Source organism: Vibrio azureus, from assembly GCF_002849855.1.
GTDB classification, from domain to species: Bacteria; Pseudomonadota; Gammaproteobacteria; order Enterobacterales; family Vibrionaceae; genus Vibrio; species Vibrio azureus.
The window spans coordinates 2,719,372-2,740,192 of sequence record NZ_CP018616.1; the positions used below are offsets into that span (position 1 = coordinate 2,719,372).

Annotated in this window: 7 protein-coding genes, 5 tRNA genes, 3 rRNA genes, 1 pseudogene and 1 riboswitch; of the genes and pseudogenes, 2 read left to right on the top strand and 14 right to left on the bottom strand. The window is 45.8% G+C overall.

What is annotated here, in order from left to right:
• Positions 1-16 precede the first annotated feature (16 nt).
• Positions 17-1,156: a pyridoxal-phosphate-dependent aminotransferase family protein gene (locus tag BS333_RS12365; RefSeq protein ID WP_021709258.1), complete on the bottom strand. Its 1,140-nt coding sequence runs from the start codon at positions 1,154-1,156 to the stop codon at positions 17-19.
• A gap of 250 nt (positions 1,157-1,406) precedes the next feature.
• A riboswitch (Lysine riboswitch) is annotated at positions 1,407-1,585 on the top strand.
• A gap of 122 nt (positions 1,586-1,707) precedes the next feature.
• On the opposite strand from BS333_RS12365, the gene lysC reads away from it, so the two are divergent.
• On the top strand, positions 1,708-3,057 hold the full coding sequence (lysC, locus tag BS333_RS12375; protein WP_021709257.1) for a lysine-sensitive aspartokinase 3: 1,350 nt from the start codon (positions 1,708-1,710) through the stop codon (positions 3,055-3,057).
• Between the two features lie 70 nt (positions 3,058-3,127).
• Here lysC and metH read toward each other — a convergent pair whose 3' ends face one another.
• Positions 3,128-6,808, bottom strand: coding sequence for a methionine synthase (gene metH, locus BS333_RS12380; protein ID WP_021709256.1), 3,681 nt, complete (start codon positions 6,806-6,808; stop codon positions 3,128-3,130).
• Between the two features lie 190 nt (positions 6,809-6,998).
• Here metH and BS333_RS12385 point away from each other — a divergent pair, with 190 nt between their 5' ends.
• Entirely contained in the window at positions 6,999-8,297 is a 1,299-nt protein-coding gene (locus tag BS333_RS12385) for a cation:proton antiporter (RefSeq protein ID WP_021709255.1), read from the top strand.
• A gap of 275 nt (positions 8,298-8,572) precedes the next feature.
• On the opposite strand, the pseudogene BS333_RS12390 reads toward BS333_RS12385, so the two are convergent.
• From BS333_RS12390 to BS333_RS12445, 12 genes and pseudogenes are all read right to left on the bottom strand, one after another.
• Positions 8,573-9,610: pseudogene (locus tag BS333_RS12390) on the bottom strand (IS630 family transposase).
• A 512-nt stretch (positions 9,611-10,122) separates the two neighbouring features.
• Positions 10,123-10,199 (bottom strand) — tRNA-Asp (locus BS333_RS12395).
• Between the two features lie 65 nt (positions 10,200-10,264).
• Positions 10,265-10,381, bottom strand: a 5S ribosomal RNA gene (gene rrf / locus BS333_RS12400).
• 110 nt (positions 10,382-10,491) lie between these two features.
• Positions 10,492-13,381, bottom strand: a 23S ribosomal RNA gene (locus tag BS333_RS12405).
• A gap of 336 nt (positions 13,382-13,717) precedes the next feature.
• Positions 13,718-13,793: transfer RNA gene (locus BS333_RS12410), tRNA-Val, on the bottom strand.
• A 70-nt stretch (positions 13,794-13,863) separates the two neighbouring features.
• Positions 13,864-13,939, bottom strand: a tRNA-Ala gene (locus BS333_RS12415).
• A 29-nt stretch (positions 13,940-13,968) separates the two neighbouring features.
• Positions 13,969-14,044: transfer RNA gene (locus BS333_RS12420), tRNA-Lys, on the bottom strand.
• Between the two features lie 19 nt (positions 14,045-14,063).
• Positions 14,064-14,139: transfer RNA gene (locus BS333_RS12425), tRNA-Glu, on the bottom strand.
• 90 nt (positions 14,140-14,229) lie between these two features.
• Positions 14,230-15,782 (bottom strand): 16S ribosomal RNA (locus BS333_RS12430).
• The 16S, 23S and 5S rRNA genes sit together here with 5 tRNA genes alongside, the layout of an rRNA operon.
• A 636-nt stretch (positions 15,783-16,418) precedes the next feature.
• Positions 16,419-17,198 (bottom strand): phosphoadenylyl-sulfate reductase, encoded by a 780-nt coding sequence (locus BS333_RS12435; protein WP_021710713.1) that lies wholly within the window; start codon positions 17,196-17,198, stop codon positions 16,419-16,421.
• Positions 17,191-18,927 carry an assimilatory sulfite reductase (NADPH) hemoprotein subunit gene (gene cysI, locus BS333_RS12440; RefSeq protein ID WP_021710714.1) on the bottom strand — a complete coding sequence of 579 codons (1,737 nt, stop codon included), beginning with the start codon at positions 18,925-18,927 and terminating at the stop codon, positions 17,191-17,193. Before cysI ends, BS333_RS12435 begins: the two co-directional genes overlap by 8 nt.
• Positions 18,927-20,798, bottom strand: a complete 1,872-nt coding sequence (locus BS333_RS12445; RefSeq protein ID WP_021710715.1) for an assimilatory sulfite reductase (NADPH) flavoprotein subunit — start codon at positions 20,796-20,798, stop codon at positions 18,927-18,929. Before BS333_RS12445 ends, cysI begins: the two co-directional genes overlap by 1 nt.
• Positions 20,799-20,821: the final 23 nt, after the last annotated feature.

A 20,821-nucleotide genomic window follows, 5' to 3' on the forward strand; every position in this document is an offset into this window, starting at 1 on the left:
CTCAACCTTCGCTTTCTTACTTAATCTTGAGGTCACTTGGGTATAATGATTCCTCTAAAGCTTTTAGACACAGTGCTATGTTTTCAGCACGAGCACCATAGCCCATTAACCCGATACGCCAAGCCTTACCCGCCAATATTCCAAGACCAGCGCCTATCTCTAAGTTGTAAACATTAAGAAGGTGCTCACGTACTTTAGCTTCATCAATACCTTCAGGCACATAAACCGCGTTGAGCTGAGGCAAGCGATAGGCTTCATCGACCACAAAATCAAAGCCCAATTTCAATAAGCCTGCTTTTAGCTTTTCATGCATCTGCCGATGACGTTGCCAAGAAGATTCCAACCCCTCTTGCTTTAGAAGTAATAATGCTTCATGTAGCGCATAAAGACTGTTCACTGGTGCTGTATGATGATAGCTACGCTTTCCTTCCCCAGCCCAATAACCGAGCACCAAACTTTGGTCTAAGAACCAACTCTGCACAGGGGTTTTTCGAGCCTTTATCTTATCAATCGCAGCTGGTGAAAATGTCAAAGGAGATAGCCCTGGTACGCAAGATAAGCACTTTTGGCTACCGGAGTAAACCGCATCTAGCTGCCATTCATCTACTTTTAAAGGCACCCCTGCTAAAGACGTTACTGCATCAACAATCGACAATACATTGTATTTTTTTGCAAGTTGGCCAAGTGCCTGAGCATCACTCAGCGCACCGGTTGAAGTTTCTGCGTGAACAAACGCGAGCAATTTGGCATCCGGATTTTTCTGCAGTGCTTGCTCCACTTTTTCTAGACAAACAGGTGCTCCCCAAGGGTCATCAACTAAGATGGCCTCCCCACCCGCTCGCATTACATTTTCTCGCATGCGGTCGCCGAACACGCCATTTCGACACACAATTACCTTGTCGCCAGGTTCGATAAGATTAACAAAGCACGCTTCCATACCCGCACTGCCAGGTGCAGAAACCGCAATGGTAAATTCGTTTTCTGTTTGGAAAGCATATTTAAGTAACTGTTTGACTTCATTCATCATAGAAATAAATAAAGGGTCGAGATGTCCGATCGTCTGACGACCTAATGCTTGTAGAACCGGAGGGGAAATATCTGATGGCCCAGGTCCCATCAATGTCCGGTGAGGGGGGATAAAACTGTAAATTGTCATACTAGCTCCTTACTTGCTGTCGATCATAAATCGGACAGACTTTTTATTGGATAAGTCATGCCATCCATGACCATTCGAGAGTAAGTATATACTCAATTAAACTCAAGATGCTCTGCACTGCAGGATGACCCAGAAGTACATTGGTATTGATAAAAATCCGTATCTCACCGTCCGTAGCATCTCATACTCAATCATTTTCTCTAGAATATAGGTTGACATTATCCCGATAAAGCCGTTCAATAAAAAAGCTTCATGCAGAAGAGGAGCACTACCCAGGCAGGTGATTGGTGGAACCGCAATTCCTATACCAAGCACTCATGGGGAGTAGTGCCGAGGTGAGTCAAATTTGCAGGATTTGACTTGTCGGTTGACTTGGGTTGAATCCCATCAATTGTCATCAGCGCAGCCTGATGAAGAGCTTCTGAGAGTAAATATCAAAAAGTTATCTTAATTACTTCTCTCTTGGCTCTGTTCCTTTCCTCACCAAACATTGGATGTATTGGGCAACTCATTAATTGTTGTTATTATTCAGGAAGTCGTGGGAGAACGCAGTGAGCGCATTTAACGTAGCAAAATTCGGTGGAACCAGTGTAGCCAACTTTGAGGCAATGAGCCGTTGCTCCACTATCATAGAAAACAACCCAAATACTCGCCTTGTCATCAGCAGCGCTTGCTCCGGTGTCACGAACCTATTAGTTGAACTAGCAAATGGTGTTCAAGACCAAGAGCATCGAGCGGGAGTTCTACAGAAACTCGCAGGTATTCACGAATCGATTCTGTCACAACTTGAAGACTCGACCGAAGCCGCAGCAGAAGTGTATTCAATTCTTGATACTGTCACGAGTTTAGCAGAAGCGGCTTCAATCCAAGCAAGCACCAAACTGACCGATCATTTGGTCGCTTGTGGAGAATTAATGTCGACTCACATTCTTGCGCAGTTAATGCGCGAACGTGGCGTAAATACGATTCGTTTTGATATTCGCGACGTACTTAAAACCGATGGCAACTTTGGGCGTGCTGAACCTAGTGTCGAGATCATTTCACAACTAGCACAAGAAAAATTGGTGCCCCTTTGTCAAGAATACGTCGTTATCACCCAAGGCTTTATTGGTTCAGATGAAGAAGGCAACACGACGACTCTTGGTCGTGGCGGCAGTGACTATAGTGCAGCACTCATTGCAGAAGGTGTAAAAGCAGCAGGTCTAGAGATTTGGACCGACGTTCCGGGCATTTACACCACAGATCCACGTATCGCCTCAAAAGCAGCGCCAATCCCAGAGATCAGCTTTAGCGAAGCCTCAGAGATGGCAAACTTCGGTGCAAAAATCCTGCACCCTTCAACACTGGTTCCTGCTCTTCGTCACGACATCCCAGTATTTGTCGGTTCGTCTAAAGAGCCGGAAAAAGGCGGCACATGGATCCGCCACCAAGTAGAAAGCTCACCTTTATTCCGAGCACTTGCTCTGCGTTGCAACCAAACCATGGTGACATTACGCAGTGCTAACATGTTCCACGCGTACGGCTTCTTAGCCAAAGTATTTGAGATCCTAGCGAAGCACAAAATCTCTGTTGATCTGATCACCACATCTGAAATCAGTGTATCACTCACGCTTGATCAAACAGACACGTCTGGTGGTGCACCTCAATTACCACAAGCGGCGCGTAAAGAGCTTGAAGCGTTGTGTAAAGTAGAAGTGGAACACGATCTATGCCTCGTTGCTCTGATTGGCAACAACATGAGTGAAAGCAAAGGCTATGCAAAGCAAGTATTTGGTACATTAGAAGACTTTAATCTACGTATGATCTGTTACGGAGCAAGTCCACATAACCTGTGCTTTCTGGTTCACGAGTCCGTATCTCGCCAAGCTATCCAAAAACTGCACACTGAATTATTTGAGTAATAAAAATACTTTCATTCACTAATAAACAAGGGCTGCATATAGCAGCCCTTGTTATTTCAATATGATCCGGTTAACCGTTAATATTTGGCCCCAACCACTTCTCTGCTTCGATCCTATTCCAACCTTTACGATCAGCATAACTTTGTAGCTGATCCTCTTGGATCTGCGCGATCGCAAAGTAACGAGATTCTGGATGCGAGAAGTACCAACCCGATACCGATGCACCTGGGTACATCGCATAGCTCGATGTCAGTGACATACCAATGTTTTCTTCAACATTCATTAACTCCCAAAGCGGCCCCTTTTCAGTATGCTCAGGACATGCTGGATAGCCCGGAGCTGGTCGAATGCCTTGATATTTCTCACGAATCAGGTCTTCATTCGATAGGTCTTCATCCGTAGCGTAGCCCCAAATTTCTTTACGCACACGCTCATGCAGATACTCAGCAAATGCTTCTGCCAGACGGTCCGCTACTGCTTGGATCATGATGGCATTATAATCATCACCTTGAGCCTTGTACTCATCAGCAAGTTCTCGTTCACCAATGCCACCAGTCACAGCAAAAGCACCAATCCAATCGTGCTTGCCTGACTCTTTTGGAGCAACATAATCAGACAAACAGTAATTAAAGCCTTTCGGTTTCTCAGTTTGTTGACGTAAATTAAGCAATACTTTTGCAACTTCTGTGCGTGATTCGTCGGTATAAACTTCGATATCATCGCCCACGCTTGCTGCAGGGAACAGACCACACATACCACGTGCTTTGAGCAACCCTTCACGTTCAACACGATCCAGCAGATCGTTGGCATCTTTGTACAGACGCTGAGCTTCTTCCCCCACTTCTTCATGCTCAAAGATTGTTGGGTACTTACCCACTAGTGACCAGGTCATAAAGAAAGGTGTCCAGTCGATGTATTTACGCAAAGTAGACACTTCAAAGTCATCAAAGATATGGATACCGGGCTTCACAGGAGCAGGAGGCGTATACGCATCCCAATCAATCGCAACTTTGTTGGCTCGTGCGGCTTCTAAGGTGACAGGCTTGGTGCGAGGCTTCTTACGCTTATGCTGATCACGCACGCGTTCATAATCCGCATCCAATTTTTCGACAAAGCTAGGACGAAGCTCGTCTGATAACAGTGATGTACATACACCAACTGCACGAGAAGCGTTATTGACGTATACCACTGGGTTTTTGTAGTTCTGCTCAATCTTAACCGCCGTATGCGCTTTTGATGTAGTCGCACCACCAATCAGAAGCGGAAGATCGAAATCAAGACGCTCCATTTCTTTGGCTACATGCACCATTTCATCGAGAGATGGAGTGATCAAACCAGAAAGACCAATGATGTCGACGTTTTCTTCTTTGGCTACCTTGAGGATCTTCTCACATGGCACCATTACGCCAAGATCGATGATCTCGTAGTTGTTACATTGCAGAACCACGCCAACAATGTTCTTACCGATATCGTGCACGTCACCTTTTACCGTAACCAGTAAGATCTTGCCGTTGGAAGAACCCGCTTGCTTCTCTTTATTAATAAATGGCTCTAAGTGCGCTACCGCTTGCTTCATAACACGCGCAGATTTCACTACCTGAGGAAGGAACATCTTACCTTCACCAAATAAGTCACCCACTACGTTCATGCCATCCATCAATGGACCTTCAATGACTTCAAGTGGCTTAGAGGCATTAAGGCGAGCTTCTTCGGTATCTTCGACAATGAACTCCGTAATGCCTTTAACCAGCGCATGCTCTAGACGTTTTTCTACCGCCCAAGTTCGCCACTCTAGTGCAGAAGCATCTTCTTCTTTACCAACGCCTTTACCTGCGTATTCTGCTGCAATATCAAGTAGCCGCTCAGTCGAATCATCACGACGGTTAAGAACCACATCTTCTACCGCCTCACGCAGTTTATCAGGAACGTTATCATAAATTTCCAACTGACCCGCGTTCACGATACCCATATCCATACCATTTTTAAAACAGTGGTATAAGAACACAGCGTGAATCGCTTCACGAACGTAGTTATTACCGCGGAATGAGAAGGAAACGTTAGACACACCACCAGAGATCATCGCGTGAGGTAAGTCGCGCTTAATGTCGGCAACCGCTTCGATGAAATCTACGGCATAGTTATTATGCTCTTCGATACCCGTCGCAACAGCAAAGATGTTCGGGTCAAAGATGATATCTTCTGGTGGGAAACCGACTTCATCAACCAAAATACGATAAGCGTTAGTACAGATTTCTAACTTACGCTTACGTGTTTCTGCCTGACCAACTTCATCAAATGCCATGACAATCACAGCTGCGCCATAACGACGAATAAGTCTGGCTTGTTCTACAAACTTCTCTTTACCCTCTTTCAAAGAGATGGAATTCACAATGCCCTTACCCTGAATACACTTCAGGCCCGCCTCGATGACCTCCCACTTAGAAGAGTCGACCATGATAGGCACTTTGGAGATCTCAGGCTCAGAGGCGCATAGATTTAGAAAGCGAACCATACACGCTTCTGCATCCAACATGCCTTCATCCATGTTGATATCGATGATCTGAGCACCGTTCTCAACTTGCTGGCGAGCAACTTCTAAAGCTTCGTCATAGAGCTCTTCTTTGATCAGGCGTTTAAATCGAGCAGAGCCGGTAACGTTAGTACGTTCACCCACATTGATGAACAGCGTCTCTTTTTCAATCGTAAGAGGCTCAAGACCGGATAAACGACACGCAACCGTAAGCTCAGGCAAATCTCGAGGTTTCACGCCTTCAACTGCCATTGCCATATGGCGAATATGCTCTGGCGTGGTACCACAACAACCACCAATTAGGTTGAGGAAACCGCTCTCCGCCCACTCTTTAACGTGTTCCGCCATATCTTGTGGCGAAAGGTCATACTCACCAAACGCATTCGGTAAACCCGCATTTGGATGGGTAGAAACAAACGATTCAGAAATACGAGAAAGCTCTTCAACGTACGGGCGTAGTTCATCAGGACCAAGCGCACAGTTCAAACCAAATGAAATTGGATTAACATGACGAAGAGAGTTATAGAAGGCTTCCGTTGTTTGACCTGATAGGGTACGCCCAGAAGCATCGGTAATGGTACCGGAGATCATTACGGGCAACTCTATGCCTAATTCTTCGAAGACGCTATCAACCGCAAAGGCACAAGCTTTCGCGTTAAGCGTATCGAAGATGGTCTCGATCAGAATAAGATCAGAGCCACCTTTAATAAGCGCTCGAGTGGACTCAGAATACGCTTCAACAAGTTCATCGAAAGACACATTACGATAACCCGGATCGTTTACATCTGGGGAAATAGAACAAGTACGGTTTGTTGGACCAAGCACACCCGCAACATAACGTGGACGCCCTGGCGTTTTTGCCGTCCACTCATCAGCGGCTTCACGAGCAAGCTTTGCAGCGGCAAAGTTGATTTCCTCACTCAGGCTTTCCATCTCATAGTCAGCCATCGCAATCGTCGTCGCGTTAAAGGTGTTGGTTTCAAGAATATCAGCGCCTGCTTCTAAGTAAGCGCTGTGAATTTCCTTAATCAATTGAGGCTGAGTGAGCACCAGCAAATCGTTGTTGCCTTTTAGATCACAATGCCAATTCGCAAAGCGCTCTCCTCGATAGTCTTGCTCTTCCAGTTTGTAGTCCTGAATCATGGTACCCATGCCACCATCGATCAGCAAAATACGCTGTTTTAATTGAGCTTCAATTTGTTGTCTTATCTTCATTCCCACAGTACAGCCTCATTCCTTTGGTTATCTTTCCATCCTATCATACAAATTAAAGGAGTCTAGACGTCTAAATAGAAAAGCAATACCCATTACTCGTATTTTCGTGCAATAAAATAACTCAAAAAAAGTGTTTGCTATTTAGTCAGCATCATCCGAGAATCTGAATCATAAAATGTTACAATTAGAGAGCACTATGTCGGTCTACCACACTTTATGTTTTCTCTCTGCTGCTGCAATGCTAATTGCATTTGTAAACAGTAAGATAGGAAAAATGCAAACCACTATCGCCATCACTGCTGGCTCAATGATCCTTTCACTTTTAATTCTTATCGCTGGTCAAAATGACTGGTTCCACCTTACTGAAATTGCCACTGAAACCGTAACCAGTATTAACTTTGAGCATTTTCTTCTCAAAGGCATACTAGGATTCCTATTGTTTGCAGGTGGATTAGGCATAAAGCTGCCTAACCTCAAAGACCAAAAATGGGAAATCACCATACTTGCACTGTGTGCGACTCTTTTCTCAACATTTTTTATCGGCTTTGTGCTGTATGGGTTCTGTCAATTAATCGGCCTTAACTTTGGTCTCGTCTATTGTTTGTTATTTGGTGCTTTAATCTCTCCAACCGACCCCATTGCAGTCTTAGCCATTGTCAAAAAACTTCATGCTCCACGACGTATTTCAACACAAATTGAAGGTGAGTCACTATTTAACGATGGCTTTGGTTTGGTTATCTTTGTCACCCTGTTCACCATTGCTTTTGGTACGGAAGCTCCTACTGTCGGTTCTGTGACAAAACTGTTTGTCCAAGAAGCTCTTGGCGGTATTATGTATGGTTTTGCATTAGGTGTGATTTTTCATTATCTTATCAGTGCAACTGATGACCATTCGATGGAGCTTCTGTTAACAATAGGTGTTCCAACTGCAGGTTATGCTTTTGCAGAGTACATACATGTATCAGGTCCTCTCGCAATGGTGGTTTCTGGTATCATGCTTGGAAACTGGACGCGCTTTATTGGCTTTTCCAAAGAAAGTGAAGATCACCTGGACCACTTCTGGGAGTTGGTTGATGAGTTTTTAAATGGTGTCCTCTTTCTTCTTATCGGTATGTCGATGTTGCTCTTTGAATTCCACAAAGAAGACTGGATCATGATGGCACTATCGGTTCCGCTGGTATTATCCGCTCGCTACCTCAGTGTATTCTTAGCTTATCTTGGCTTTAAACGTTACCGTACTTACAACCCTTGGTCAGTCAAAATACTTACTTGGGGAGGTCTACGAGGAGGGCTAGCAATTGCAATGGCGCTCTCTATTCCGTCTGGCATATGGGTCATCCCTGATAAGCTCATTGACGTTAAGGAGATCATTATGGTTATGACATATTCTGTTGTCGTTTTCTCTATTCTGGTTCAAGGCTCGACCATTACTCCAATGATAGAAAAAGCAAAACAGGCGGAAAAAGACATGGCATCTAGCGAAAAAGCTGAATAAGCCCACTCATTTCTAATAGATAAAAAGCGACCTAACATACAAGCTGCTACGCTTTTGTGTTGATGAATTTAGGGGATGGTAAAACATCCCCTTTTTATTCTCACACTAACTGAATCGCCATTGCAAGGAGTGCAAATATCCAAAATCATACTGGGGGCAAGTTACAGCTAATGTTGAGTGACACTGCGAGATTTTTGATTATACCAATCAAATTAATTAAGTGGTTAATCTTGTCCAGTCCCTAAAGCAGAGTGAAATAATACCAATCCGGAAAATTAACTGTTCAGGTTTATCCAATCTCTTTTGCTTATTTTTGTGACACGATCTTTGCTCTCAAGACACCTATTCCAAGCGCGACAAACTTTGGAAACAATGTCGTTATAATCAATGAAACTTTGATTCGCTAGATAATGTTGTCGCAACCAACTCCAAACTTGCTCTATAGGGTTAAGCTCTGGCGAGTAGGGAGGAAGCTTAATAGTACTGACATTATTAAACTCTCTCGTAATATCATCGCTATGCCAGCCTGCACCATCTATTATAACGACAGCATGACGTCCTTTTTCAGTCGCCTTAGATATCTGCTCTCTAAGTGATTTATCATTATGTCCTTGTTAATCCAAGGAATCACTATGGCTTCACCCATTCCTCTTTCAGGGCATACCGAACCAAATAAATAAGCGTATTCAAATTGCTGTTGTTTTACCACGCGAGGCCTTGTTCCACGAGTCGTCCAAAGACGTGTCGTTGTGTTCTGTTGGCCGAACCTAGCTTCGTCTTGAAACCAGGCATCAACACTCTCTAGCCCAATATGGCCGGGGATCTTAAGGATCGTTTCAATTTTGAATTTTTTTAAAATCGTCTTGGATTTGCTGGGATTGACGAGGGTGCTTGGAGCGTGATGTTATCCAAGAGAAGCCCATGTGATTAAGCAAATAGTAGATAGAGTCTGGGTGGTAGTGTTTATCAAACTCTTTCACGATATAAGCATGAATATCAGTACCTGTTAACCTCCCCCCAGATGAATCTTCGGCACGTGTCTTTATAAACAGGCTTAGCTGTTCACGTTGTTGGGTATTGAGGAATGCTGGTCGACCCGTTCTTGGTTTCTCTTGCAGTCCTTCAAGCCCTTCTTCAAAGAATGTTTGTACCCATTTGTTCACACTGGTTCTACTGACTTTAAGGAACTTGGCGATTTGGGTGCGAGAGTGGCCATCTTTAAAGTGTGCCAATGCGAGTAATCGCATCTTCATCTGGATAGATTTTTGTTGGCTAGCAAGCTTTTTAAAATCAGTGTTATCGAGGTTGTCCATCGCATCCCTTTGACGATAAAGTAACAACCTCAATTAGATCATATTTTTACTTAGATTGGTATCAGAGTTTTACCGACTACCAAGATATTGTGTCGAAAGTGTGCACTGATTCTTGGAGCGTGCTGATAGGGTTACCCAAATGTGTACAAAGGATTGGATTGACCTGATCAGCTAATTTTCCAGATTGGTATAAGTGGCGGAGCGGCGGGGGTTGCAAGCAACCGGGACTCGTTGGTCGTAGACCAAAATAATATCGCAAATACGAAAAGACCCTAGCATTTCTGCTAGGGTCTGGAATAAATGGCGGAGCGGCCGGGGTTGCGGGCAACCGGGACTCGTTGGTCGTAGACCAAAATATCGCAAATACGAAAAGACCCTAGCATTTCTGCTAGGGTCTGGAATAAATGGCGGAGCGGCCGGGGTTGCGGGCAACCGGGACTCGTTGGTCGTAGACCAAAATAATATCGCAAATACGAAAAGACCCTAGCATTTCTGCTAGGGTCTGGAATAAATGGCGGAGCGGACGGGACTCGAACCCGCGACCCCCGGCGTGACAGGCCGGTATTCTAACCAACTGAACTACCGCTCCGCACTGGTTAGACTTAAAGTCTAAATTTTTGTCTTCACTTTTCAAAAAAGTGAAAATAAATTAAAGCCTGGCGATGTCCTACTCTCACATGGGGAAGCCCCACACTACCATCGGCGCTAATTCGTTTCACTTCTGAGTTCGGGATGGAAATCAGGTGGGTCCAAATCGCTATGGTCGCCAAGCAAATTCTGTTTTAAATCCTGTTATCAGGATTTAAATAATCTGGAAAGCTGTTTCAGTTCTTACACATTCAATGTTCTATTTGAGTCCATCAAAACCCTTTGGGTGTTGTATGGTTAAGCCTCACGGGCAATTAGTATCAGTTAGCTCAACGCCTCACAACGCTTACACACCTGACCTATCAACGTCGTAGTCTCCGACAACCCTTTAGGATACTTAATGTATCAGGGAGAACTCATCTCAAGGCTCGCTTCCCGCTTAGATGCTTTCAGCGGTTATCGATCCCGAACTTAGCTACCGGGCAATGCGTCTGGCGACACAACCCGAACACCAGAGGTTCGTCCACTCCGGTCCTCTCGTACTAGGAGCAGCCCCTTTCAATTCTCCAACGCCCACGGCAGATAGGGACCGAACTGTCTCACGACGTTCTAAACCCAGCTCGCGTACCACTTTAAATGGCGAACAGCCATACCCTTGGGACCGACTTCAGCCCCAGGATGTGATGAGCCGACATCGAGGTGCCAAACACCGCCGTCGATATGAACTCTTGGGCGGTATCAGCCTGTTATCCCCGGAGTACCTTTTATCCGTTGAGCGATGGCCCTTCCATACAGAACCACCGGATCACTATGACCTGCTTTCGCACCTGCTCGAATTGTCATTCTCGCAGTCAAGCGGGCTTATGCCATTGCACTAACCTCACGATGTCCAACCGTGATTAGCCCACCTTCGTGCTCCTCCGTTACGCTTTGGGAGGAGACCGCCCCAGTCAAACTACCCACCAGGCACTGTCCGCAACCCCGATAAGGGGTCGACGTTAGAACATCAACACTACAAGGGTGGTATTTCAAGGACGGCTCCACCAACACTGGCGTGCTGGTTTCAAAGCCTCCCACCTATCCTACACATGTAGGGTCAATGTTCAGTGCCAAGCTGTAGTAAAGGTTCACGGGGTCTTTCCGTCTAGCCGCGGGTACACTGCATCTTCACAGCGATTTCAATTTCACTGAGTCTCGGGTGGAGACAGCGTGGCCATCATTACGCCATTCGTGCAGGTCGGAACTTACCCGACAAGGAATTTCGCTACCTTAGGACCGTTATAGTTACGGCCGCCGTTTACCGGGGCTTCGATCAAGAGCTTCGACCGAAGTCTAACCCCATCAATTAACCTTCCGGCACCGGGCAGGCGTCACACCGTATACGTCATCTTACGATTTTGCACAGTGCTGTGTTTTTAATAAACAGTTGCAGCCACCTGGTATCTGCGACTCTCAATAGCTCCATCCGCGAGGGACTTCACCGTCGAGAGCGTACCTTCTCCCGAAGTTACGGTACCATTTTGCCTAGTTCCTTCACCCGAGTTCTCTCAAGCGCCTTGGTATTCTCTACCCGACCACCTGTGTCGGTTTGGGGTACGATTCCTTACAATCTGAAGCTTAGAGGCTTTTCCTGGAAGCATGGCATCAATGACTTCACTACCGTAGTAGCTCGACGTCGTGTCTCAGCCTTAAGAAGAGCCGGATTTACCTAACTCTTCAGCCTACGCACTTGAACCTGGACAACCGTCGCCAGGCCCACCTAGCCTTCTCCGTCCCCCCATCGCAATTGTAAGAAGTACGGGAATATTAACCCGTTTCCCATCGACTACGCCTTTCGGCCTCGCCTTAGGGGTCGACTTACCCTGCCCCGATTAACGTTGGACAGGAACCCTTGGTCTTCCGGCGAGGGGGTTTTTCACCCCCTTTATCGTTACTCATGTCAGCATTCGCACTTCTGATACCTCCAGCATGCTTTACAACACACCTTCAACGGCTTACAGAACGCTCCCCTACCCAATGCACAAAAGTGCATTGCCGCAGCTTCGGTTTACTACTTAGCCCCGTTACATCTTCCGCGCAGGCCGACTCGACCAGTGAGCTATTACGCTTTCTTTAAATGATGGCTGCTTCTAAGCCAACATCCTGGCTGTCTGAGCCTTCCCACATCGTTTCCCACTTAGTAGTAATTTGGGACCTTAGCTGGCGGTCTGGGTTGTTTCCCTCTCCACGACGGACGTTAGCACCCGCCGTGTGTCTCCCGGATAGTACTTACTGGTATTCGGAGTTTGCAAAGGGTTGGTAAGTCGGGATGACCCCCTAGCCTTAACAGTGCTCTACCCCCAGTAGTATTCGTCCGAGGCGCTACCTAAATAGCTTTCGGGGAGAACCAGCTATCTCCAGGTTTGATTGGCCTTTCACCCCTAGCCACAAGTCATCCGCTAATTTTTCAACATTAGTCGGTTCGGTCCTCCAGTTGATGTTACTCAACCTTCAACCTGCCCATGGCTAGATCACCTGGTTTCGGGTCTATATCCAGAGACTGAGCGCCCAGTTAAGACTCGGTTTCCCTACGGCTCCCCTAGATGGTTAACCTTGCCACTGAATATAAGTCGCTGACCCATTATACAAAAGGTACGCAGTCACCCAACAAGTGGGCTCCTACTGCTTGTACGTACACGGTTTCAGGTTCTATTTCACTCCCCTCACAGGGGTTCTTTTCGCCTTTCCCTCACGGTACTGGTTCACTATCGGTCAGTCAGTAGTATTTAGCCTTGGAGGATGGTCCCCCCATATTCAGACAGGATATCACGTGTCCCGCCCTACTCGATTTCACTGAATGTGCGTTGTCAACTACGGGGCTATCACCCTGTATCGCCGGACTTTCCAGACCGTTCGTCTAACGCATAAAAAGCTTAAGGGCTAGTCCAATTTCGCTCGCCGCTACTTTCGGAATCTCGGTTGATTTCTTTTCCTCGGGGTACTTAGATGTTTCAGTTCCCCCGGTTCGCCTCGTTATGCTATGTATTCACATAACGATACGTGCTTATGCACGTGGGTTTCCCCATTCAGAAATCCCAGACTCAAATGGTTGTTACTACCTAATCTGGGCTTATCGCAAGTTACTACGTCTTTCATCGCCTCTGACTGCCAAGGCATCCACCGTGTACGCTTAGTCACTTAACCATACAACCCCAAAGAGTTTCAGAAGAAATCTTGAGTTTGTTGTTTAAACAACCAAAGTTTGCTATCTCATTATTTGAATGAGCGAGATAGCGTTCGATTTTGCCGGACTCAAATATGTTTTGCTCCATTCGTTAAGAACGAAGTAAAACCCAAGAACACTTGAATGTGTATTGGTACCTACATCTTTAAAAGACATAGGATTTGAGAACTTTTATTAGATAACAATCAATCAAATTGTTATCTGTCAGCTTTCCAAATTGTTAAAGAGCGAATTACTTAAGATAAAGTAACCATTTTTAAAAGCACTCGTCTTTTTCAAGAAAGTACGCTTAAAGATGGTGGGCGATACCGGGCTCGAACCAGTGACCCCCTGCTTGTAAGGCAGGTGCTCTCCCAACTGAGCTAATCGCCCTCAATGCTTGTTCATGCCAAATAAGGCAATAAACAAAACTGAGTGTTCTTTTATATCTTAAGATTCAAGATGGTGGAGCTATGCGGGATCGAACCGCAGACCTCCTGCGTGCAAGGCAGGCGCTCTCCCAGCTGAGCTATAGCCCCATCTTGAGAATCATTTCTAAAGGAAGAAATGGTGGGTCGTGCAGGATTCGAACCTGCGACCAATTGATTAAAAGTCAACTGCTCTACCAACTGAGCTAACGACCCATTTTACTTCAAAAAGAAGTGGTATCCCGTAGGGGAGTCGAACCCCTGTTACCGCCGTGAAAGGGCGGTGTCCTAGGCCTCTAGACGAACGGGACACTGAGTTGAACATCTTGGGGGATGTTCTTTCTCTTTTACTTTATAAACCGTATCAATCTGTGTGGACACTCATCGTAATAATCATCGTATAAGGAGGTGATCCAGCGCCAGGTTCCCCTAGCGCTACCTTGTTACGACTTCACCCCAGTCATGAACCACAAAGTGGTAAGCGTCCTCCCGAAGGTTAAACTACCTACTTCTTTTGCAGCCCACTCCCATGGTGTGACGGGCGGTGTGTACAAGGCCCGGGAACGTATTCACCGTGGCATTCTGATCCACGATTACTAGCGATTCCGACTTCATGGAGTCGAGTTGCAGACTCCAATCCGGACTACGACGCACTTTTTGGGATTCGCTCACTTTCGCAAGTTGGCTGCCCTCTGTATGCGCCATTGTAGCACGTGTGTAGCCCTACTCGTAAGGGCCATGATGACTTGACGTCGTCCCCACCTTCCTCCGGTTTATCACCGGCAGTCTCCCTGGAGTTCCCGACATTACTCGCTGGCAAACAAGGATAAGGGTTGCGCTCGTTGCGGGACTTAACCCAACATTTCACAACACGAGCTGACGACAGCCATGCAGCACCTGTCTCAGAGTTCCCGAAGGCACCAATTCATCTCTGAAAAGTTCTCTGGATGTCAAGAGTAGGTAAGGTTCTTCGCGTTGCATCGAATTAAACCACATGCTCCACCGCTTGTGCGGGCCCCCGTCAATTCATTTGAGTTTTAATCTTGCGACCGTACTCCCCAGGCGGTCTACTTAACGCGTTAGCTCCGAAAGCCACGGCTCAAGGCCACAACCTCCAAGTAGACATCGTTTACGGCGTGGACTACCAGGGTATCTAATCCTGTTTGCTCCCCACGCTTTCGCATCTGAGTGTCAGTATCTGTCCAGGGGGCCGCCTTCGCCACCGGTATTCCTTCAGATCTCTACGCATTTCACCGCTACACCTGAAATTCTACCCCCCTCTACAGTACTCTAGTCTGCCAGTTTCAAATGCTATTCCGAGGTTGAGCCCCGGGCTTTCACATCTGACTTAACAAACCACCTGCATGCGCTTTACGCCCAGTAATTCCGATTAACGCTCGCACCCTCCGTATTACCGCGGCTGCTGGCACGGAGTTAGCCGGTGCTTCTTCTGTCGCTAACGTCAAATAATGCAGCTATTAACTACACTACCTTCCTCACGACTGAAAGTGCTTTACAACCCGAAGGCCTTCTTCACACACGCGGCATGGCTGCATCAGGCTTGCGCCCATTGTGCAATATTCCCCACTGCTGCCTCCCGTAGGAGTCTGGACCGTGTCTCAGTTCCAGTGTGGCTGATCATCCTCTCAGACCAGCTAGGGATCGTCGCCTTGGTGAGCCCTTACCTCACCAACTAGCTAATCCCACCTAGGCATATCCTGACGCGAGAGGCCCGAAGGTCCCCCTCTTTGGCCCGTAGGCGTTATGCGGTATTAGCCATCGTTTCCAATGGTTATCCCCCACATCAGGGCAATTTCCTAGGCATTACTCACCCGTCCGCCGCTCGACGCCGTTATCGTTCCCCGAAGGTTCAGACAACTCGTTTCCGCTCGACTTGCATGTGTTAGGCCTGCCGCCAGCGTTCAATCTGAGCCATGATCAAACTCTTCAATTTAAGATTTTGTTTGACTCAATGAATACTGAATAAATTGACTGTGCCAAGTCTTTCGACTTGATTGGTCACTCAGTTCATTGAAATCGAATTTGAAGCCTCTCATTAAGAGAAGTTTCTAATTGGATTATCATCAACGAGTGCCCACACAGATTGATAGGTTCTTATTTTTAAAGAGCATCTCTTCCTTACTTAAGAAGAGGCGGCCATTCTAACGATATAATTTGTTGTGTCAAACACTTTTTTGCTTTTTATTTTATTCTTTTAAAATACGAAGCAGTTAATTATTTCGTTTTTTACGACCTTATCGACTTTGCTTTGAGCCCTTGTGAGCTCTGCCCTGTCGACGGAGATGCATTATAGAGATCGCATTCACATTAGCAAGCGTTATTTTGAAAAAAATGCAAAAATAATACTTAAATGCTGATATATCCCTCAACGCCTTATTTATTCAACTTTACCCCTAAGCTGCAAACAAGTTATCCACAGAGTTATTCTTTGGGGAGTCATTTTGTACACTCATTGGCGACTTTCTTTTAAAGACATTTGAAAAAAAGCCCCCACTTAAAAAGTAGGGGCTGTTTTTTACTTCAGGAAACATACTCTCTTTTATTGAGCTAGGTTTATTGCTGTTGACTATTAGATTCCTGAGCCATCTTGTTCAGTACTGTCATCTTCATGTAATCCACATTCACGCTTAAGCCCAAAGAAGCGGGTTTCTTCTTCTGACATCCCGGGTTCCCATATTTTTGACGTATGGGTATCTCCTATTGAAAGGTACCCTTTGTCCCATAAAGGATGATAACTCAAGTCATTCACTTCCAAGTAGTAGTGAACATCCTTATTACTCCAATCAATAACAGGAAGGAATTTGAATACTCCATTTTGAATTGACAAGATAGGTAAACCTGAGCGCGATTGACTTTGCTCTCGACGTAACCCAGAAAACCATGTCCCAACATTTTGCTCACGTAGAGCACGTCGCATTGGTTCTACCTTATTTATCTTGTTGTACTTTTCAATTCCCTCTATACCTTGTTCCCACAACTTTCCATAGCGTGCTTCTTGCCACTGAGGACTTTCCTTTGCTCGGTACACTTTAAGATTGAGGTTAAGTTGTGCTTGTAGCTGATCGATAAATTGGTAGGTTTCTGCAAACAAGTACCCTGTATCGGTAAGAATAATCGGAATATCTGGCTTTTGCTGCGTCACAAGATGAAGCATCACGGCAGCTTGGATGCCGAAGCTAGAAGAGACAGCAAACTCACCTTCCAAGTTTTCCAAAGCCCACTTAACGCGTTCCGAGGCTGAAAGCTTTTCGAGTTCGACATTTATTTGAGCAAGACGAAGAATCTGCTCCGTTTTAGTTAATGTCAGTAACTCTGATAATTCCAGTCTGGACGTTACAGAATCAAGCATAGAAATCCCTCTTAGATACCAACACCTCTTGAATAATGCCAGCCCGAATGGTGAAATCACCAAATGCTTCGCCTTCTTCACGTTCAACAGCCCAACGTGACACCAGTTGATCTATTTCTTCCAAGATTTGTTTATCTGTAATGTTCTCTTTGTACATTTTGGGAACTCGTGTACCACCACGGTTCCCTCCTAGATGTAAGTTGTATCGACCCGGGGCTTTACCCACTAAGCCAATTTCTGCCAACATGGCTCGGCCACAACCATTTGGGCAGCCTGTGACACGAAGAATAATATTATCTTCTTCAGGCAAGCCATGCTTTTCTAAAATTTGTTCAACATCAGTGACAAATTGAGGAAGAAAACGTTCTGCTTCTGCCATTGCTAATGGGCAAGTAGGAAATGCCACGCAAGCCATAGAATTTTTTCGCTGCTCACTGACACCCTCATCCATTAAACCATGCTCACGGGCAATCTTCTCGATCACTGCTTTTTGACTCTCTGCTACACCAGCTACAATCAGATTTTGGTTTGCTGTCATGCGGAAGTCACCTTTGTGGATTTTGGCAATTTCAGCCACACCCGTTTTAAGTGGTTTCCCTGGGAAATCTAACAGACGACCATTTTCGATAAAGAGCGCCAGATGATGTTTGCCATCGATCCCTGCAACCCAACCGATACGGTCACCACGTTCTGTGAATTCGTAAGGGCGGCTTTGCCCAAATTCAACACCCGCACGTTTTTCCACTTCTGCTTTAAATACATCACTACCGACACGATCTAATGTGTACTTAGTCTTTGCGTTTTTGCGGTTTGAACGGTTACCCCAATCACGCTGTGTTGTTACTACAGCGGCAGCAATATCAAGTGTTTTATCTAATGGAATAAAGCCAAAATCATCTGCACGGCGTGGATAGGTTGATGTATCACCGTGGGTCATCGCAAGGCCACCACCGACAAGAACGTTAAAACCAACCAACTTGCCGTTCTCTGCAATCGCAACGAAGTTAAGATCGTTAGCGTGTACATCTACGTCGTTTTGCGGAGGGATAACCACCGTAGTTTTGAACTTACGTGGTAAGTAGTTCTTACCTAAAATAGGTTCGTCTTCCTCTGTACTTTCTACTTTTTCACCGTCTAACCAAATCTCTGCATAAGCTCGTGTCTTGGGTAGTAGGTGTTCACTGATCTTCTTCGCCCATTCGTAAGCTTCTTGATGCAGTTCCGATTCCACAGGGTTTGTCGTACATAATACATTTCGATTTACATCACCTGCCGTCGCAATAGAGTCAATACCAATACTATTTAGCGTTTGATGCATCAATTTGATATTAGGCTTCAAAACACCATGGAACTGGAATGTTTGGCGGGTAGTTAGACGAATACTTCCATACAAAGAATGCTCCGTCGCAAATTTATCAATCGCCAACCATTGCGTTGGGGTAATGATGCCACCCGGCATACGTGCACGAAGCATTACATTGTGTAACGGCTCTAGCTTTTGCTTGGCACGCTCGTTACGGATATCACGATCATCTTGCTGGTACATGCCGTGAAAACGAATCAATTGGAAGTTATCTGCGGTAAAGCCACCAGTAATACGGTCTTGCAGATCTTGTTCAATCGTTCCTCGCAGTAAATTGCTTTCTCTTTTAAGGCGTTCGTTATCCGAGAGTGGACCAAGCACCTCACCTAATACTTCTTGGCTGTTTGTTTGTTGATTCGCGCTCATTAGTACACATCCCTTTGGTAACGTTTCGCTTTACGTAAATCATTGATAAATGCTTCTGCTTCTTCACGAGAAAGTTTGCCCTGTTGCTCGGCGACAAATACCAGTGCATCGTGAACATCTTTTGCCATACGTGTGGCATCACCACATACATAGATATAGGCACCATCTTTGATCCATTGCCAAACTTGTTCCGCGTTTTCTAGGATGCGATGTTGAACATAAACCTTCTCGGTTTGGTCACGGCTAAACGCAACATCAAGGCGAGTTAGCAAACCTGACTTGAGGTACTTTTGCCACTCCACTTGGTAAAGGAAATCTTGAGTAAAGGTACGGTCACCAAAGAACAACCAGTTCTTGCCTTCCGCATCACGATTATCACGCTCTTGGATAAAGCTGCGGAAAGGAGCAATACCGGTACCAGGACCAACCATGATGATTGGTGTGTTGTCGTCTTGTGGCAGTTTGAAATTCTTATTGTGCTCAACAAACACTTTCACTTCACCGCCTTCTTCTAGACGTTGAGTGAGGAAACTCGATGCTCCGCCGTAGCGCTTCTCATCACCTTTGTCGTATTCAACCAAGCCTACGGTTAAGTGAACTTCTTCATCCACTTCCGTTTGACTCGAAGCGATAGAATATAGGCGAGGAGTCAATCGACGAAGTAAACCAATCAACTCTTCTGTACTGAGCTTGGTCTTCTTCTCTGCAAGCACATCAACAATTTGTGTATTTGCTGCGTAATGACGAAGTTTGTCTTTATCTTCCACCAGCTTTTGTAACTTCTTACTCCCAGACAGCTCAGCAAACTTAGTCACAAATTGAGGGTTTGATGCGGTGATCTCGTATTTACTGATCAATGCGCTATGGATAGAAAGGCTTTCGCCATCAACTTCAACACTTTCGACGCCAGAAAGACCGACTTTCGCTAAGATGTCATTAGCGAGCTCAGAGCTATTGTCAAACCAGACACCTAGTGCATCACCTGGCTGATAGGTCAGACCCGATTCTTCTAGGTCAATCTCTACGTGGCGAACATCTTTACCCGAGTCACGCCCTGTGAGCTTCTGACTTGCCAAAAGCGTCGTTGTGTAAGGGTTTTGCTTATTGTAGGAAGAATGATCTGGAGCAACTTGACCAACTGGCAGTTGAACCACTTCTGCTTCATTAGCAGAAGAAAGGGCTTCTTTTACCTTTCTAAGCGCTTGCTTACGCCATTCTGCTGCTGGCGTTTCATAATCCACATCACAATCAATACGCTCAAAGAAGGCCGTTGCGCCTAACTTAGATAGATAAGTATCGAAGTCTTTACCTGTTTGACAGAAGAACTCATAGCTCGAATCACCCAATGCAATGACAGCGTATTGTAGGTTTGGTAACTTAGGGGCTTTCTTGGATTGAAGAAACTCATGCAATTCAATGGCATTATCCGGTGCTTCACCTTCACCGTTAGTCGACGCCACGATGATCACATGCGTCTCTTTCGCAAGGTGCTTTCCTTTGTAATCGCTGGCATCAAACAGCTCAACAGCAATGCCTTCAGCTTTAGCCTCTTGCTCTAGAGCCTCAGCGACCCCTTTTGCATTGCCCGTTTGAGACGCAAAAATAATACTGAGTTTGCCTGCAGGTTTTGCTCCCACTGATGCGACTGCTTGCGCGATAGGCGTCACTGTGGCATTGGGTTGCTGCTGGGCTAATCCCCAAAAATAGCCACTCACCCAAGCCAATTGATGGGAAGAAAGCTCGGAAATAGTTTGCTGAAGAGAACTCAGTTGTTGGTCATTTAGAGGGCCAGTAATAGGTGGCTTCTCACCTTGCCCATGATTATCATCCGTCATATTCTGATGAGAATATTCATTATTTTGAAAAGACATTGTCACGACATCCCTATTCAGTG

What these genes read in the sequence shown, in the direction of transcription:
- BS333_RS12365 (WP_021709258.1), bottom strand. Translation starts at nt 1,156, where the DNA reads ATGACAATTTACAGTTTTATCCCCCCTCACCGGACATTGATGGGACCT.
- BS333_RS12385 (WP_021709255.1), top strand. Translation starts at nt 6,999, where the DNA reads ATGTCGGTCTACCACACTTTATGTTTTCTCTCTGCTGCTGCAATGCTA.
- BS333_RS12435 (WP_021710713.1), bottom strand. Translation starts at nt 17,198, where the DNA reads ATGCTTGATTCTGTAACGTCCAGACTGGAATTATCAGAGTTACTGACA.
- cysI (WP_021710714.1), bottom strand. Translation starts at nt 18,927, where the DNA reads ATGAGCGCGAATCAACAAACAAACAGCCAAGAAGTATTAGGTGAGGTG.
- BS333_RS12445 (WP_021710715.1), bottom strand. Translation starts at nt 20,798, where the DNA reads ATGTCTTTTCAAAATAATGAATATTCTCATCAGAATATGACGGATGAT.